Source organism: Legionella geestiana, assembly GCF_004571195.1.
Taxonomy (GTDB): domain Bacteria; phylum Pseudomonadota; class Gammaproteobacteria; order Legionellales; family Legionellaceae; genus Legionella_B; species Legionella_B geestiana.
This window is the reverse complement of the sequence record NZ_CP038271.1, coordinates 224,491-238,253: the sequence shown is the minus strand read 5'-3', so window position 1 is coordinate 238,253 and position 13,763 is coordinate 224,491. Positions and strand designations below refer to the sequence as shown.

The following is a 13,763-nucleotide window of genomic DNA, read 5'->3' as shown; positions in this document are numbered from 1 at the left end:
TATGGTATGTTGGGCACGCCCTGCATCAGCGAGTCATGTACCGTGAAAGCCTTGTTAAAAGCTTTAAGCATAATCTGCTTTGTGCTGTTTGTCAGCGCAGGAGCCGCACTCTTTTTTTCACCCAAACCAACCCTGCTTGAAGGGATTGATTTTTCAACGACGGTCTATGATAAAAATCACACGCTTTTGCGCATTACATTAACGCGTGAAGATAAATATCGGGTATTTGTACCGCTTGAGGCGATGGCGCCGATGCTGATTTCAGCAACCCTTGAGCAGGAAGACCGTTTTTTTTATCACCATCCGGGCATTAATCCGCTCTCACTTACGCGAGCGGTTTTTGAAACTTTTGTGCGCCGCGCCCGCAGGGTTGGAGCATCCACCATCAGCATGCAGCTCGCACGCCTGCGTTTTGGCATGCCATCGCGCACCTTCCGGGGTAAATGCCTGCAGATGATGCGCGCGCTTCAGCTTGAACGCCATTACTCTAAGAAAGCACTGCTTGAAGCCTATTTGAACCTTGCACCTTATGGCGGCAACATCGAAGGTGCTGAAGCGGCGAGTCTTATTTACTTTGGCAAGCCGGCAAAAGCGTTGACAGCCGCAGAAGCGCTGACGCTTGCCGTCATTCCGCAAAACCCGCTCAAGCGCCCCAAAGACCCCAAAATGCTTGCTCACCTGCGGGAAGGGCTTTATGCGCGACTTAATCTGCATCTTGAGGATGCGGGCAGTGCTCTATCACGGATACGCCTTCCCATCGTACTGAGCCACCATGTGCCGTTTCGTGCGCCGCACGCATTGAATGAAGTGCTGAATCGGCCGCGCACGCCTTCGCATGCGCTCTCTCTCACGCTCGATGCGCGTTTGCAGACGCTCCTTGAGAGGGTAGTGAAGCGGCATGTGGAAAAATGCCTGGGGGCCGGGGTGTCCAATGCCGCGCTGCTGCTCGTTGACCGCCGCGACATGGGCATACGTGCCATGGTTGGCTCGGCCGATTTTTTCAACAACCGCCTGCAGGGACAAATTAACGGCACAGAGATTCGCCGCTCGCCAGGTTCTACTCTGAAACCATTTATCTATGCACTGGCTTTCGATGAAGGGCTTATTCATCCAGAAACGCTGTTGAAAGATGTTCCGCGCCGCTTTGGTGCGTGGAACCCTGAAAACTTTGACAGGGATTTCAGTGGTCCTGTGAAAGCGCGGGAAGCGCTTGTGAGCAGCCGTAATATCCCTGCAATAGCACTTGCCAACCGCCTGAAAAGCCCTGGACTCTATGGTTTTCTCGAGCAGGCCGGTGTGCACTTTGAGCGCTCCGCTTCATGGTACGGTCTTGCACTGAGCCTTGGCGGTGCGGAGATGAGCATGCAAGAGCTGGTGGGGCTTTATGCGATGCTTGCCAATGGTGGGGTGTGGCGGCCTCTGCGACTGGAAACATCAGACCCCCTGGTCTCTGGAAAGCGGCTTTTGAGTGCGGAGGCGAGCTTTCTTGTGGAGGATATCCTGCGCGATACCCCGCCTCCCGAAGGTTTTACGCTGCTCTCTAAGCGCCTGCCACTCTCGTGGAAAACCGGCACCTCATCAGGATATCGCGATGCCTGGGCGGTCGGAGTATATGGCCCCTGGGTGCTGGGTGTCTGGGTCGGGAATTTTGATAACCGTGCCAACGCGGCTTTCGTGGGCAAGCGCGCTGCCGCACCGCTCTTGTTTGCAGCATCTGAAGCGATTGCAGAAGCCTTTCCTTCGCAATTTATTGACAATGGCCGGGAGCCGCCGCCGTGGCTTAATCTGCGTCGCGTGAACGTCTGCGCCGTTTCTGGCATGATGCCTTCGCGATGGTGTCCGGAAACGGTCAGTACCTGGTTTATCCCTGGAAAGTCCCCCATAGTTAAAGATACGCTGCACCGGGAAGTGGTCATAGATAAAAAAACAGGGCTTCGCGCCTGCCGGGGCGAGAAGGATGTTCGTTTTGAAGTGTTTGAGTTCTGGCCCACGGATTTACTTCAGGTATTGCGTCGCGCCGGTATTCAGCGCAAAACCCCTCCTCCGTATGCCAAAGGTTGTAAGGATACCGCCAGTACAGGACGTGCTCCGCGCATCAGCTCGCTTACGCAGGGACTGCATTATGTCATTGATGCAGCCAGCCCGAAGCCCATTCCACTCACCGCTGTTGCAGATGCCGATGTAACACGCCTCTATTGGTTTGTGAATGAGGCATGGACTGGCGAAAGCGCCCCTGATTCGCTTTTGTTCTGGCACGCAAAACCCGGACGTTACGTGGTTCGCGTGGTGGACAACAAAGGCCTTTCAGATGCGCTCGAAGTTACGGTTGAAGCCGGCTGATTGCACCATAATCGGTAACGTTTTGAAGTTCCCGCGCCTTGAACAGTGGCAGTGTCACCGAGTCGGCTGCAATGCTTCTTTTGGGAGATGCTGAAACTGCCAGCGACATGGAGGTGTCGCTTGATGCGCCTGATGGAGCGGCAGCAGCGTAAGAAACTTTAAATTTGCCAGTCGCGCCGTTTTGCAGGCTTTGATTGCAAAAAGACAATAGTTTCAGGCTAATAACACCAACGATGGCTGAAGGTATTTCCAGCCCAAGGGCGACATGAATGATTATTGCCAGAAAAAAAACATGCCCTCCAAACAGGCTGCCAAGTTTCGGGTGCAATTTCGTGCCGAAAGCATGTGCCTTTTCAAACATGTCGGACGTGGCAGTCAGGCAGCCACCCGTCAGTGCAACCGCCGCAAAGGTGCTCATCAAAAGGAGCAGGGGAGCACAGGTCAGCAGTTTTAACAGGCCGCGGCCCCGCTCGTGCATGCTGGCTTCCTGACCTGATATGCTGTCAAGCGCATCCTCATACATGGGCATTAGTGTGTCATCCATGAGGCGCATGGCCATAATTGCCGGGGTGATGTAAACAAAGAGCTTTAACAGGTTTAACATCCCTTCAAAGGGAAAAAATACATAACTTTCCACCGAGCCAGCAGACTCAGGATGCGGCCAGCCGCTAAATCCACGCAGCCAGTCCCCTGCAGAAGGGGCGGCGGCCCTTGGTTTCTTCATAATTTTATTCAGAAAGTTCTCAGCAAAAAATGCTTTTGCAGGCGACTGGGGAGCAGTATCAGGCATGGAAGAAATTCACAAAGAAAAACAAGATGGGCATTATATAGACATTACGCCCTAACTGCAATTCAGCTGTGAATTTTAATTACACAATGACCGTGGATTGAAATGCTCCCCCATGGCTTCCCCCGCTCTTGCGTGGGGAAGCCATGGCACTCGTCACTGACTTGTAAGCTGAGTCTCAGGTTTATCCGCTGGAGGAAGTGTATCTAAAGATGCAGATAAAGGGGGTTGCGTAACGGTTGACAATGCCACTGGGGGCGGAAAATGCGCGGCGGCATGGTTGTTGGCTGATGCAACAGGTACAACCGCATAAACCACGACTGATGGACCAGTCTGAGATTGGGAGTTAATAAACATACTGTTAAGGCTGCCGGTGACATTGGCATATTCTTTTCTGATGCCGTTTGAAAAAGTGTCTGATACCGATTCCCAGAAGGTTTTAACTTCATCTGGATAAGCTGCGCTCATCTGCAGATATTCATTACACAGGGTAAGCACTTTTACGCCTATAAACCCGAGATAAACAGGCCACAAAAACGTCAGGATAGCCATGTGGATAGCAACGGACAGCGCATAATTAAACCATGATGCAATCGAGCCAACATGCACACGCGCGAGCTCCCTGCTGTCATTAATGGCAGTGGCGCTGTAACCCAGCCACGCAGCTATTGCTGGCGGAATGGAAAGCGCAAAGAGAAAGAAGCTTGCGACCCCGCACGACGCACCGAAGATTTTTTCTTTGATGCTATCGGCACGAAGGGCGGCGCTGCTGAGGTTTAAAAGTGGGGCGGCAAGTGCTTTTGCCAGTAAAACACTGACAGCAAAAGGCAGAAAAACGAGCAACATTTTGAGGATATTCAGTACAAATTCAAAAGGTATGAATGGATAGCTTTTAAAGTGTCCTTCGGCGCGGGGATGGGGCCAGCCCGTCACACCCCTAAGCATATCCGTCCAAGACGGATTTTCCGTGTTGGCGCCGGCTTTTTTGAGGTAGAGTTTTATAAAAGTCGCGCGGATAGTTTCCCGAGCATCGCTAAATCCTGACATAGTTTCACTTCCTGCGAGTAGTAAGGGCGGGTGTATCCTCTCACAGGGGAGATTTCCAGGCAAGGGTTAAATGATGGATAAAGGCTATACTGGCAACGGTCCTGAGCCAAAGAATCAAGGGAGTAACCGTTTCTATATAAACTATTGTATTTAATGGGTTTTTATGGTTGGCGTCGCCGCTGGCCGGATGTTTTTTTCGCGCGTCCTGTCCCGCGCTTATCAGCGCAGGCTACGGCGCCATTTTTCAAGTAAATTATTGTATTTAAAGGGCTTTCCGTAGGCTGGGTTGAGCGTAGCGAAGCCCCGCATCGGGTATCGCCGTTGGCAGGATGTTTTTTCGTGCATCATGCCCCGCGCTTATCAGCGCAGGCTACGGCGCCATTTTTCAAGTAAATTATTGTATTTAAAAGGCTTTCCGTAGACTGGGTTGAGCGTAGCGAAGCCCGGCATCGGGTATCGCCGTTGTCAGGATGTTTTTTCGTGCATCCTGTCCCGCGCTTATCAGCGCAGGCTACGGCGCCATTTTTCAAGTAAATTATTGTATTTAAAAGGCTTTCCGTAGGCTGGGTTGAGCGTAGCGAAGCCCGGCATCGGGTATCGCCGTTGGCCGGGTGTTTTTCGTGCATCATGCCCCGCGCTTATCAGCGCAGGCTACGGCGCCATTTTTCAAGTAAATTATTGTATTTAAAGGCTTTCCGTAGGCTGGGTTGAGCGTAGCGAAGCCCGGCATCGGGTATCGCCGTTGGCAGGATGTTTTTTCGTGCGTCCTGTCCCGCGCTTATCAGCGCAGGCTACGGCGCCATTTTTCAAGTAAATTATTGTATTTAAAAGGCTTTCCGTAGGCTGGGTTGAGCGTAGCGAAGCCCGGCATCGGGTATCGCCGTTGGCCGGGTGTTTTTCGTGCATCATGCCCCGCGCTTATCAGCGCAGGCTACGGCGCCATTTTTCAAGTAAATTATTGTATTTAAAGGCTTTCCGTAGGCTGAGTTGAGCGTAGCGAAGCCCGGCATCGGGTATCGCCATCTGCCGGGTGTCTTATCGCGCATCCCTGCTTAAGTTTATCAGCCGAGTCTAAGATACTGACATAGTTTCACTTCCTGCAAAGCAGGAGGGCGTGGATAGCCGTTATGTGGAGGCTCCAGGTATCACGCCAATAGACAATGCAGTGTCATCGCTTTTGGTTACTTGAGCCTGAAACAGTCTTGGGCTGTTTTGGGGTGATGAAGTTGGTTGGTTGTTTAAATCATCTGTGACACTACCGACATTTACTCTCATGTAAACTTTTTCAGCACAATCCTTGTGATAAGCTGATTTCTGCAGTTCTTCATGCGCGCGCGTGGCAAACTTTAAGCCAAAGAGTCCAAGGTAGGCGGGCCACGAGAAGAAAAGGAGTGCCGCATGCGCGATTACTGTCAGCACAGTTACCGGCAAGGTAACTTTCAAGGAGCTTTTTGAGTTCGAATGCTCACCCGCAGCCTTGATTGTATCCGTTGATGCAAGGAGACAGGCTCCTGTAAACGCGCCCGCAAAAGCAATAAGACTCGCAAGATAGGTGAGTCCACTGCCAATCACCGCAAGTCCCGCTATCAAATAACCCACTTTTCCCATGTATGGAACAAGTATTCTCGAGTCAGTGTCAGCCATTTTTTCTGCCAGCCTGCCAAGCCCTTTGCCCACGACAAAAGGCAGGAAAATAAAGAGGACTTTAAGGGTATTGAGTGCAAACTCAAATACAAACAGCAGATAGCTCCTTAAATAACGGTCTGCGCCCGCATGCGGTAATCCGGTGAGACCACGCATGACTGTATCAGCAGTAAGCTCTAATGGAGCATCTTTCTTCTTAAGAAACAGTTCCTTAAAGGCTTGCTCTATTGAGGGTAAATTAAACAGCGCCATAGATTGCCACCGATTATCGAATTTAAAGATTGTAAATAATATCAACAATAGCATCAATAATCAAACTAATTTTAACAATTTTAGGGCAACCTAATGATTGCCCTGAAATTGTGTATAAAAGGTCTGTGTACGGGACAAAAAATCGTTGTCTTCCCAGATCTCATGCTGGAGTTAGCCCCGTGCCGGCATATGGATGGGTTCCCGCCTGCGCGGGAATGACAGGATTCGGGGTGTGTGCAAAGGCCAAAATCTCTCCCATACTGTCTTCCCCGCGCAGGCGGGGAGACCCATTCGAGGTGTGGCACGGAGCCAAAGCATGGAACGAATCCAGCTTGGTCACGGCACAAAAATACACGTGAATCCCCCGACGCGGAAAAAATGTCCCGTACACAGATAAAAGGTTTAAAGAACCACAATACATTTAAAATCAGGATTAAGACGCGCGATTTTGTGAGTATCTCGCGGTTCCATTGTTGTTAAGATAGGCACCCATGCGAATGCCGACATAGTTTTGAAACGTACCAACACTTGTGCTGAACTTGGTTTCAACGCCAGTTGCACAAGGCCAAAGTTGCGCGTTAAGCATGTCTATGCGGGTGTTATGGTTCTCATTGACCTGCTTTGTGCAGAATGATGCATAAGAGTTGCGTGCAACAACGCCCAGAGCGCCACAACTTGAATCGGCATTTACTACCGACTTTCCTGCCTGAGAAGAGTCATAAATGACAGTGCCGTCAGATTCTGCGAGTAACAGACGCGGGCTTATTCCGATATCTGGAAAAGTTGCTTCAATGAATGCGACCAGTTCATCGTAGCGGGCTTCCTTTGCGAGTACAGTCGGCGCAGAAACCATTGACTCCACTTTTTCACCGAGTGCTGACACTTTGGGGCTAAGCGTGTCAAAAAGATTTTTGTATGGGCCGCCTGGATATTGAACAGCAGGCCATACGAGTGGCGCACATAATCCCGCCATGCTCTCGTCTGCATGGGCTACGTTACCAAAGCCCACTGTGAACAACGACACCATGGCCAGGGAAGCAGATATACTTTTTACTGTTTTCACGAAGCACTCCTTGCTTGTTAGAAATTAAAAAGCGAGTTTTAAACGTTGCCACAGACTGTTATATATCGCAAGCGTCTTATCATCCAGATCGCGCTGGAAAGTGCCGCGTGCCAGCACGTCTTCAGGCGGGTAGACCACTTGATTATTGCGAATCTCAGGTGGAAGTCGCTTTTGTCCTGCAATATTGGTAATGGCCTGGCTGCTGATGCGTGCGACATTGGCACTGGTTTTTGCACGCAGCAGAAAATCAATGAAGCGATGTGCCTCAAGGCGATTGTGGGCATTAGCCGGGATTGCAAGGCAATCGACCCAGATAACAAAACCACTTTTGGGGTAGATGAAGGCAATGTCGCTGTTTTCTTTCTGTGCCTTCCATGCGTCTCCGTTCCACGCTGCTCCCGCGTTCGCATCCTCATCAATCATAATGGCCTGAATATTCTCACTCGCAAAAAGCCGGATGTTTGGCACGAGCGTCAGCAGTTTTTCGTAGGCTTTCTGCAGGTGTTGAGGATTAACGTCATTTGGGTTAAAGCCCAAAGCCAGCAGCGCCATGGAAAAGACTTCGCGTGAATCATCAAGAAGCATCAGACGATTTTTAAAGCGCTTGTCCCAGAGGGACTCCCAGTCTTCAGGCGGGGGTGAAATCGTGCGGCGATTATAGAAAATTCCGGTAGTTCCCCAGATAAACGGCAGACTGTAGCGGTTTTTCGGGTCGTATTCCGGGTTTAAAAAGTGTTTATCGAGGTTTTTAAGGTGCGGTAAGAGGCGTTTATCAAGAGGAGCAAGCATTCCCTGCCTCCTCATGCGTTCAACAAAATAGGCAGAAGGTGCTATGACGTCATACATGCCGCTGGGGCTTGCCTTAAGCCTCGAATACAGCGTTTCATTGCTGTCAAAGGTGCTTAAATGCACGGTTATACCGGTTGTGCGCTCAAAATCGCGTACAACCGCATCCGGTATTTCTCCTCCCCAGGCGTATACATTAACGACCCCGGCAGCCAAAATCTGTGGCGGCAATAAACACATTAAAACCAGGGTGAGCAGGTGCTTCATGGGGTGTTCCTTGAAAGACGATGCGCCAGTATCACAAGCAGCATCGATAAAAGAAACGTAATGGTACAAAGGGCATTTAATTCAGGCGACACGCCGGTGCGAACCATTGAATAGATGGTGAGGGGCAGAATGTTATAGTCGGGGCCTGCCACAAAGTAACTGATGATGACATCATCAAACGACAGCGTGAAACACAACAAAAAGGCGCTGAAAACAGCAGGCCACAGAAGCGGCAGCAGCACGCGCACATAAGCGCTTTTTCGGCTCGCGCCCAAATCGAGTGCGCTCCAGTAAAGATTGGGGTCTAGTGTCTGGATACGGCTGTTGACGGTCAACACCACAAAAGGCAGACAGAACGTAATGTGCGCGGTTAAAAGTGTCCAGAAGCCAAAGGGAAAGCCTGAAACATTGAAAAAAATAAGCAGCGCAATCCCAAGAACCAGGTCGGGAATGATAACGAGCAGCAGAAGCAGTGAAAACAGGACGCGCCGGCGCACCTCCCGGTGCAGAAAGAAGTGTATACAAACGAGCGTGCCAAGGAGCGTTGTCACAAAGGCGCTGCAGACTCCGAGAAGGGTGGAATGCAAAAAGGCATCCCAAAGGCTGCTGTCGTTAAAAAGCGCCCGATACCAGCGGGTCGTCACGCCCGACCACTGCATGGAGTAGCGCGCGTTATTAAACGAATAAATCACAAGCACGAAGATGGGCAGGTACAGACACGCATACACGAGTGCGGCAAAGCCTTTTCTGGCAAGGCGCTTCACAGCGATACCCCACGGCGTCGAAAAAGTGCCAGCATACCGAGCAGCATCAGGGTAAGAAGCGTGCTGGTTGCCGCTCCCTGCGGCCAGTTATCCAGCAGCATGAATTGATTTTGAATCAGGTTGCCAAGTAAAAGCGAGCGCGCTCCGCCGAGGACGCCGGGAATGTAAAAGAGGGTCATGGCGGGGAGAAATACCAGCAGGCATCCGGCAAGAATGCCAGGCGCTGTTGCTGGCAGAAAAACTTTCACGAAGGCACGCAGACGGCTTGCACCTAAATCCATTGCTGCATCCATCAGGCGAAAGTCAAAGCGCTCCATGTTGGTGAAAAGCGGTAAAACCATGAAGGGAAAAAGGTTATAAACAAGGCCAACCATCACAGAAAAATTGGTATAAAGCAGGGGGAGTGGTGTACTGATAAGGTGCAGCTTTAACAATAGCGCGTTTAACAGTCCACGGGTTTTAAGAAGTGCTACCAGCGAATAGGTACGAACGAGCGAGCTGGTCCAGAAGGGGATGATGATAAGCAGCATCATCACCGACTGGTGGCGCGATTTCACCATGATGTAACTGAAAGGCCAGGCCAGCAGGAGCGTGATAAAAGTGGTCAGGAGTCCCGTCAGGAGCGAGCGAAGCATCACGTTTGCAAACAGTGGGGAAAAGAGCGCCTTGTAATGCGCGAGGGTAAAGGGCAGCGAGGCCACCTGTGTGGTTGCGTTGGAGAGCAGGCTCGTAACCACAACCATAAGCAGCGGAATAGCGGCAAAAAGCAGGAGCCACAGCAGCAATATTTTAGGAGAAAGGGATTCAGTTTTCATGTGCAAGCAACACTTCCCAGCCGGGGAGCCAGTGCACCCAGACAGCTTCGTTAATCGCATACTCAAGCTTGTCATCATCCTCGTCGAAATATTCCGAAGCACTGATGGTTCTCCCGGAAGCCAGAGCAACTTTTACATCAACCGTTGAGCCCTTGTAGATAATATCGACAATCCGTCCTGGCAGCATGCCATTGGTATCACTGATTTCAGAAGAGTCCCATACCTGGATGTCCTCTGGTCTAATCACAAGGTGCAGTGCATCGTTAACCGCGAAATTCCCGTTGTGCCGACACGCGATTTCTACTGATTCAATGTGCACAAAAAGCTCGTTGTCATCAATTCGCTCAACCGTGACCGGGATGATGTTGGCTTCGCCAATAAAACTTGCCACGTGCAGGTTTTTGGGCGTCTCGTATACTTCGCGCGGGGTGCCAATCTGTTCGATTTCGCCGTGGTTGAAAATCACGATGCGGTCCGACATGGATAATGCTTCTTCCTGGTCGTGTGTCACGAAAACAAAGGTCATGTCGAGTGTTTTCTGCAGCTGTTTCAGCTCTGACTGCATGGCCTTTCGCAGGCGATAGTCGAGCGAGCTCAAGGGTTCATCAAGCAGGAGCACTTTGGGGCGGTTGACAATGGCGCGAGCGATGGCAACGCGCTGCTGCTGCCCGCCGCTCAGCTGGCGAATGGAACGGCCTGCAAAATCATCAAGTCTCACCAGCGAGAGCGCCTGAGCTACCCGATCGCGAATATCCGTTTCTGAAATCCGCGCGCAGCGCAGGGCAAAAGCGACATTTTCAAAAACATCGAGGTGTGGAAAGAGGGCATAGCTTTGGAATACGGTATGAACGTCGCGCTTTTGCGGGGGAAGGCGGTTAACGCATTCGCCGTTCATGCGGATTTCACCGGAATCCGGTGTTTCAAATCCTGAAATCAGACGAAGCAGCGTGGTTTTACCGCAGCCGGATGGCCCAAGCAAAGTAAGGAACTCGCCATCATGGACGGTTAAATCAATACCTTTAAGTACCCGGGTCTCGCCATAGGATTTAACGATATTCTGCAATTCTATCAGCGGTGCGGACATTCGTGGTCAGACCCTCAGAGCCAATGGCAAAAGAGCGCGATTATCACTCAGAAAAGCAGCTTTGTCGAGGGCATCTACCAGGAGGCAACGGCCTTTTCGGGTGCCTGAAGGCTGCAGATTTCAGATGTTCCGCCGTTATTGCAGATAACAAGGCCGGTTTCATCAGTCGCCATGACGCCTCCCTGCCACAGACAACAGCCACCAATCAACTGTAAATCCATAATGGCGTGGCGGGTGCAATAACAGGTCGAATATTCGCCGCTTCGGCAGACAAAGCGACCGGCAGATGAGTCACAGTAGAGAATGCCGCCATGCCCGCTGCAGCAGGAAGCACCGCATCCGGCCGTGGCCAGCGGCGCGAATGCACAAAGGAGCAGGCCGGTTCTAAACATCTGCTTCAGGAAGCGCATGGGCAATCCGTTGAATGGTTCTTAGCTTCAGCATACCACACTCCTCTGTTTCATCAAGAAAATTGCGGGCAAGGAGGCGGAAAGGCTGGCATGCGGGCGCTGTTTGCTTTAAAGTTAACAGTTTAACGGTAACTCGCGGGTTTTGTTTCAGGGGGCATATCGCGCATGCACACAAGCTCGGTATTTTATACGTTCTTTCTTATCTTCGGCGGTGCAGCGGCATTCTCGACCCTGGTGCTCTACACCCGTCAGTCGCTTCTTGTTGCCTACATCCTTCTTGGCGCCATTATGGGTCCGTGGGGCCTTGGACTGGTGTCTGATGTTACCGTGGTCAAACAGGTAGGCGATATTGGCATCGTCTTTCTTCTCTTCCTGCTCGGGCTTCACCTGCAGCCGCAGAATCTTGTGCACATGTTGAAAAAAGTCACCTGGATTGCACTTTTAAGTTCTACCCTTTTTGCATTGATTGCCTACGGTGTCGGGCGCTGGTTTGGGCTTAGCGTCACTGAATCATGGGTACTCGGCGCCACGATGATGTTCTCAAGTACCATCATCGGTCTGAAACTGCTTCCCACAACCATTCTGCATCACCAGCACACCGGTGAGGTCATGATTAGCGTGCTCCTGATGCAGGACGTTATCGCTATTATCGTGCTGATTCTCATCAACGGCGCGAAGGAAGGCGGTGGTCTTTCGATGAATGATTTGATGCTGGTCGGGATTGCGCTGCCCCTCCTGACACTCTTTGCCTTCCTGTTTGAGCGCTATGTGCTCGTTAAGCTGCTCGCGCGTTTTGACCGAACCCAGGAATACGTTTTTCTGCTCTCCATTGCCTGGTGTCTGACCATGTCATTTATCGGTCAGCAGCTTGGGCTTTCAGAAGATATCGGCGCATTTGTAGCAGGGGTGTCGCTTGCTTCCAGTCCCATTTCACTCTTTATCGCTGAAAGTCTGAAGCCGCTGCGGGATTTTTTCCTGGTCATGTTCTTTTTTGCCATTGGTGCAGTGTTTAATTTTGGATTCCTCGCGCAGGTGCTTATCCCAACTATCCTTCTGGGGGGACTGATGCTGGTTGTAAAACCCGCATTATTTTACGCACTGCTGCGTTATGCCGGAGAGAAAAAAGCGGTTTCTGCAGAAGTAGGCATGCGTCTTGGGCAGGCGAGTGAATTTTCCATACTGGTGGGAAGCATGGCTTTCGGTTCGGGGCTGATATCAGAAGCGGCCTCAAACCTGATTCAGGCAACCACGATTCTGACGTTTATCGTGTCATCGTATGCGGTGGTTATTAAATATCCGACACCCATCGCCCTTTCAGATAAAATGCGCAAGGATTAACCATGAGATTGCTTGTTATCGTCCTGTGTCTGCTGAGTGAACGTTTCCTCGTACACAAGGTGTCTTTCAAACGTTTTGCATGGTTTTCGCGATTTGCCGCCGAAGTCGGGCGTTATGTTGGCGCCGTGCCGTTTTTTGCATCGCCCTGGTGGACGATGGCCGCAATGGTACTGCTCCCGGTGCTTTTCACAGCACTCATACTGTATGTTTCCTGTGGCTGGATATACGGTCTGGTCGGGTTTGTGCTGCAGCTTGCCATTTTCTTTTTGTGCCTTGGTCCAGAGAATCCATTCTATCCTGAGCCTGCTAAAGAAGGTGCTGAGGAGGGTGAGCAGGCGCGTGAGTATTTTTCTCAGGTAAACGGTCAGCTTTTTGCACCAATTTTCTGGTATATACTGGCTGGTGCCAGTGGTGTGCTTGCCTATAGGCTGATTGCGCTTGGCGCGCGGGAAGACGGCATGAAACGCACCATGGGTTTTCTGGCCGGATTGCTGGAGTGGGTACCGGCGCGTATGGAAGCGCTGCTTTGCCTTCTCGTTGGGAATTTTCAACAGGGCGCATCATTTCTGCTGGCAGGACTTTTAAAAGGACCTTCCGAAAACGCGCACCTGCTCGCTGAAACCGCAACCCGTGCACTTGGTAAATCTGCCGAACACCCCGCCGGCATGCCGGAGGCCGAAGTGCTGGTTGAACATGCGCTGGTGTTGTTGCTCGTCGTTCTGGCGCTTTTTACCCTTGTAGCGTGGCTCTAAGGACAGGATGCTATGATTTTACATGCTTGCAGGTGGCTATTAACGGGGATATTCTCCGTTTTTCTTCTTACAGGGTGTGTGAGCCCGGATAAAGGCCTTGCGCCTTCAAAACACCTGAGCCCCTGCCAGAAGGCCTGTGTAGCAGAACTCGCAGCCTGTAAAAAAGTCTGTCGTAATAATTGCGTCAATTGCCAGCTCGGGGCTTCTGAAAGCGCCATGAAAGGCTTTGAGCGCTACCTGAGAGAGCAGTACGTTAAGGGCCAGATGCTGACGCGCGAGTTGAAATCTTATCGCGATCCACTACAATGCCGAAAAACGACCTGTGATTGCCAGGCTGACCTTAATGTGTGCATGCAGTCTTGTTCTGGCGTAATACAAAAACGCCTGAAACCAGCACCTCAATGCACCTGATAA

General features: G+C 51.2%; 13 protein-coding genes. 4 read left to right on the top strand and 9 right to left on the bottom strand.

Annotated features, from left to right (window positions below; all coding sequences use genetic code 11):
- Window positions 1-42 precede the first annotated feature (42 nt).
- Window positions 43-2,340: a penicillin-binding protein 1C gene (gene pbpC, locus E4T54_RS01030; protein WP_028387366.1), complete on the top strand. Its 2,298-nt coding sequence runs from the start codon at window positions 43-45 to the stop codon at window positions 2,338-2,340.
- On the opposite strand, the gene E4T54_RS01025 is transcribed toward pbpC, so the two are convergent.
- The 9 genes from E4T54_RS01025 to E4T54_RS00985 all read right to left on the bottom strand — a co-directional run bounded on the left by E4T54_RS01025 (window position 2,321) and on the right by E4T54_RS00985 (window position 11,259).
- On the bottom strand, window positions 2,321-3,064 hold the full coding sequence (locus E4T54_RS01025) for a hypothetical protein (protein WP_131793732.1): 744 nt from the start codon (window positions 3,062-3,064) through the stop codon (window positions 2,321-2,323). The genes pbpC and E4T54_RS01025 overlap by 20 nt on opposite strands.
- 219 nt (window positions 3,065-3,283) lie before the next feature.
- Window positions 3,284-4,174 (bottom strand): hypothetical protein, encoded by an 891-nt coding sequence (locus E4T54_RS01020; protein ID WP_028387364.1) that lies wholly within the window; start codon window positions 4,172-4,174, stop codon window positions 3,284-3,286.
- 1,125 nt (window positions 4,175-5,299) lie between these two features.
- Window positions 5,300-6,127: a hypothetical protein gene (locus tag E4T54_RS01015; protein WP_167755230.1), complete on the bottom strand. Its 828-nt coding sequence runs from the start codon at window positions 6,125-6,127 to the stop codon at window positions 5,300-5,302.
- 376 nt (window positions 6,128-6,503) lie between these two features.
- Window positions 6,504-7,133, bottom strand: a complete 630-nt coding sequence (locus tag E4T54_RS01010; RefSeq protein ID WP_028387362.1) for a hypothetical protein — start codon at window positions 7,131-7,133, stop codon at window positions 6,504-6,506.
- Between the two features lie 24 nt (window positions 7,134-7,157).
- The gene (locus E4T54_RS01005; RefSeq protein ID WP_028387361.1) at window positions 7,158-8,186 is read right to left on the bottom strand and encodes an ABC transporter substrate-binding protein; all 1,029 of its coding nucleotides are present in this window, start codon (window positions 8,184-8,186) and stop codon (window positions 7,158-7,160) included.
- The gene (locus tag E4T54_RS01000) at window positions 8,183-8,950 is read right to left on the bottom strand and encodes an ABC transporter permease subunit (RefSeq protein ID WP_028387360.1); all 768 of its coding nucleotides are present in this window, start codon (window positions 8,948-8,950) and stop codon (window positions 8,183-8,185) included. Before E4T54_RS01000 ends, E4T54_RS01005 begins: the two co-directional genes overlap by 4 nt.
- A complete protein-coding gene (locus E4T54_RS00995; RefSeq protein WP_028387359.1) occupies window positions 8,947-9,765 on the bottom strand; it encodes an ABC transporter permease in 819 nt (272 codons plus the stop codon). Before E4T54_RS00995 ends, E4T54_RS01000 begins: the two co-directional genes overlap by 4 nt.
- Window positions 9,755-10,849, bottom strand: a complete 1,095-nt coding sequence (gene potA / locus E4T54_RS00990; RefSeq protein WP_028387358.1) for a spermidine/putrescine ABC transporter ATP-binding protein PotA — start codon at window positions 10,847-10,849, stop codon at window positions 9,755-9,757. Before potA ends, E4T54_RS00995 begins: the two co-directional genes overlap by 11 nt.
- 74 nt (window positions 10,850-10,923) lie before the next feature.
- Complete coding sequence (locus tag E4T54_RS00985) at window positions 10,924-11,259, bottom strand: hypothetical protein (RefSeq protein ID WP_028387357.1); 336 nt, start codon at window positions 11,257-11,259, stop codon at window positions 10,924-10,926.
- Between the two features lie 165 nt (window positions 11,260-11,424).
- Between E4T54_RS00985 and E4T54_RS00980 the strand changes: the two genes are divergently transcribed.
- The 3 genes from E4T54_RS00980 to E4T54_RS00970 all read left to right on the top strand — a co-directional run bounded on the left by E4T54_RS00980 (window position 11,425) and on the right by E4T54_RS00970 (window position 13,760).
- Window positions 11,425-12,597, top strand: coding sequence for a cation:proton antiporter (locus E4T54_RS00980; protein ID WP_028387356.1), 1,173 nt, complete (start codon window positions 11,425-11,427; stop codon window positions 12,595-12,597).
- A 2-nt stretch (window positions 12,598-12,599) separates the two neighbouring features.
- Window positions 12,600-13,349, top strand: coding sequence for a hypothetical protein (locus E4T54_RS00975; RefSeq protein ID WP_028387355.1), 750 nt, complete (start codon window positions 12,600-12,602; stop codon window positions 13,347-13,349).
- Between the two features lie 78 nt (window positions 13,350-13,427).
- On the top strand, window positions 13,428-13,760 hold the full coding sequence (locus tag E4T54_RS00970) for a hypothetical protein (protein ID WP_051551060.1): 333 nt from the start codon (window positions 13,428-13,430) through the stop codon (window positions 13,758-13,760).
- Window positions 13,761-13,763 lie beyond the last annotated feature (3 nt).

Bases quoted from the DNA above. Each gene is read 5' to 3' on its own strand.
- E4T54_RS01025 (WP_131793732.1), bottom strand. From the start codon at position 3,064: ATGAAGAAACCAAGGGCCGCCGCCCCTTCTGCAGGGGACTGGCTGCGT.
- E4T54_RS01020 (WP_028387364.1), bottom strand. From the start codon at position 4,174: ATGTCAGGATTTAGCGATGCTCGGGAAACTATCCGCGCGACTTTTATA.
- E4T54_RS01005 (WP_028387361.1), bottom strand. From the start codon at position 8,186: ATGAAGCACCTGCTCACCCTGGTTTTAATGTGTTTATTGCCGCCACAG.
- E4T54_RS00995 (WP_028387359.1), bottom strand. From the start codon at position 9,765: ATGAAAACTGAATCCCTTTCTCCTAAAATATTGCTGCTGTGGCTCCTG.
- potA (WP_028387358.1), bottom strand. From the start codon at position 10,849: ATGTCCGCACCGCTGATAGAATTGCAGAATATCGTTAAATCCTATGGC.
- E4T54_RS00985 (WP_028387357.1), bottom strand. From the start codon at position 11,259: ATGCGCTTCCTGAAGCAGATGTTTAGAACCGGCCTGCTCCTTTGTGCA.
- E4T54_RS00980 (WP_028387356.1), top strand. From the start codon at position 11,425: ATGCACACAAGCTCGGTATTTTATACGTTCTTTCTTATCTTCGGCGGT.
- E4T54_RS00975 (WP_028387355.1), top strand. From the start codon at position 12,600: ATGAGATTGCTTGTTATCGTCCTGTGTCTGCTGAGTGAACGTTTCCTC.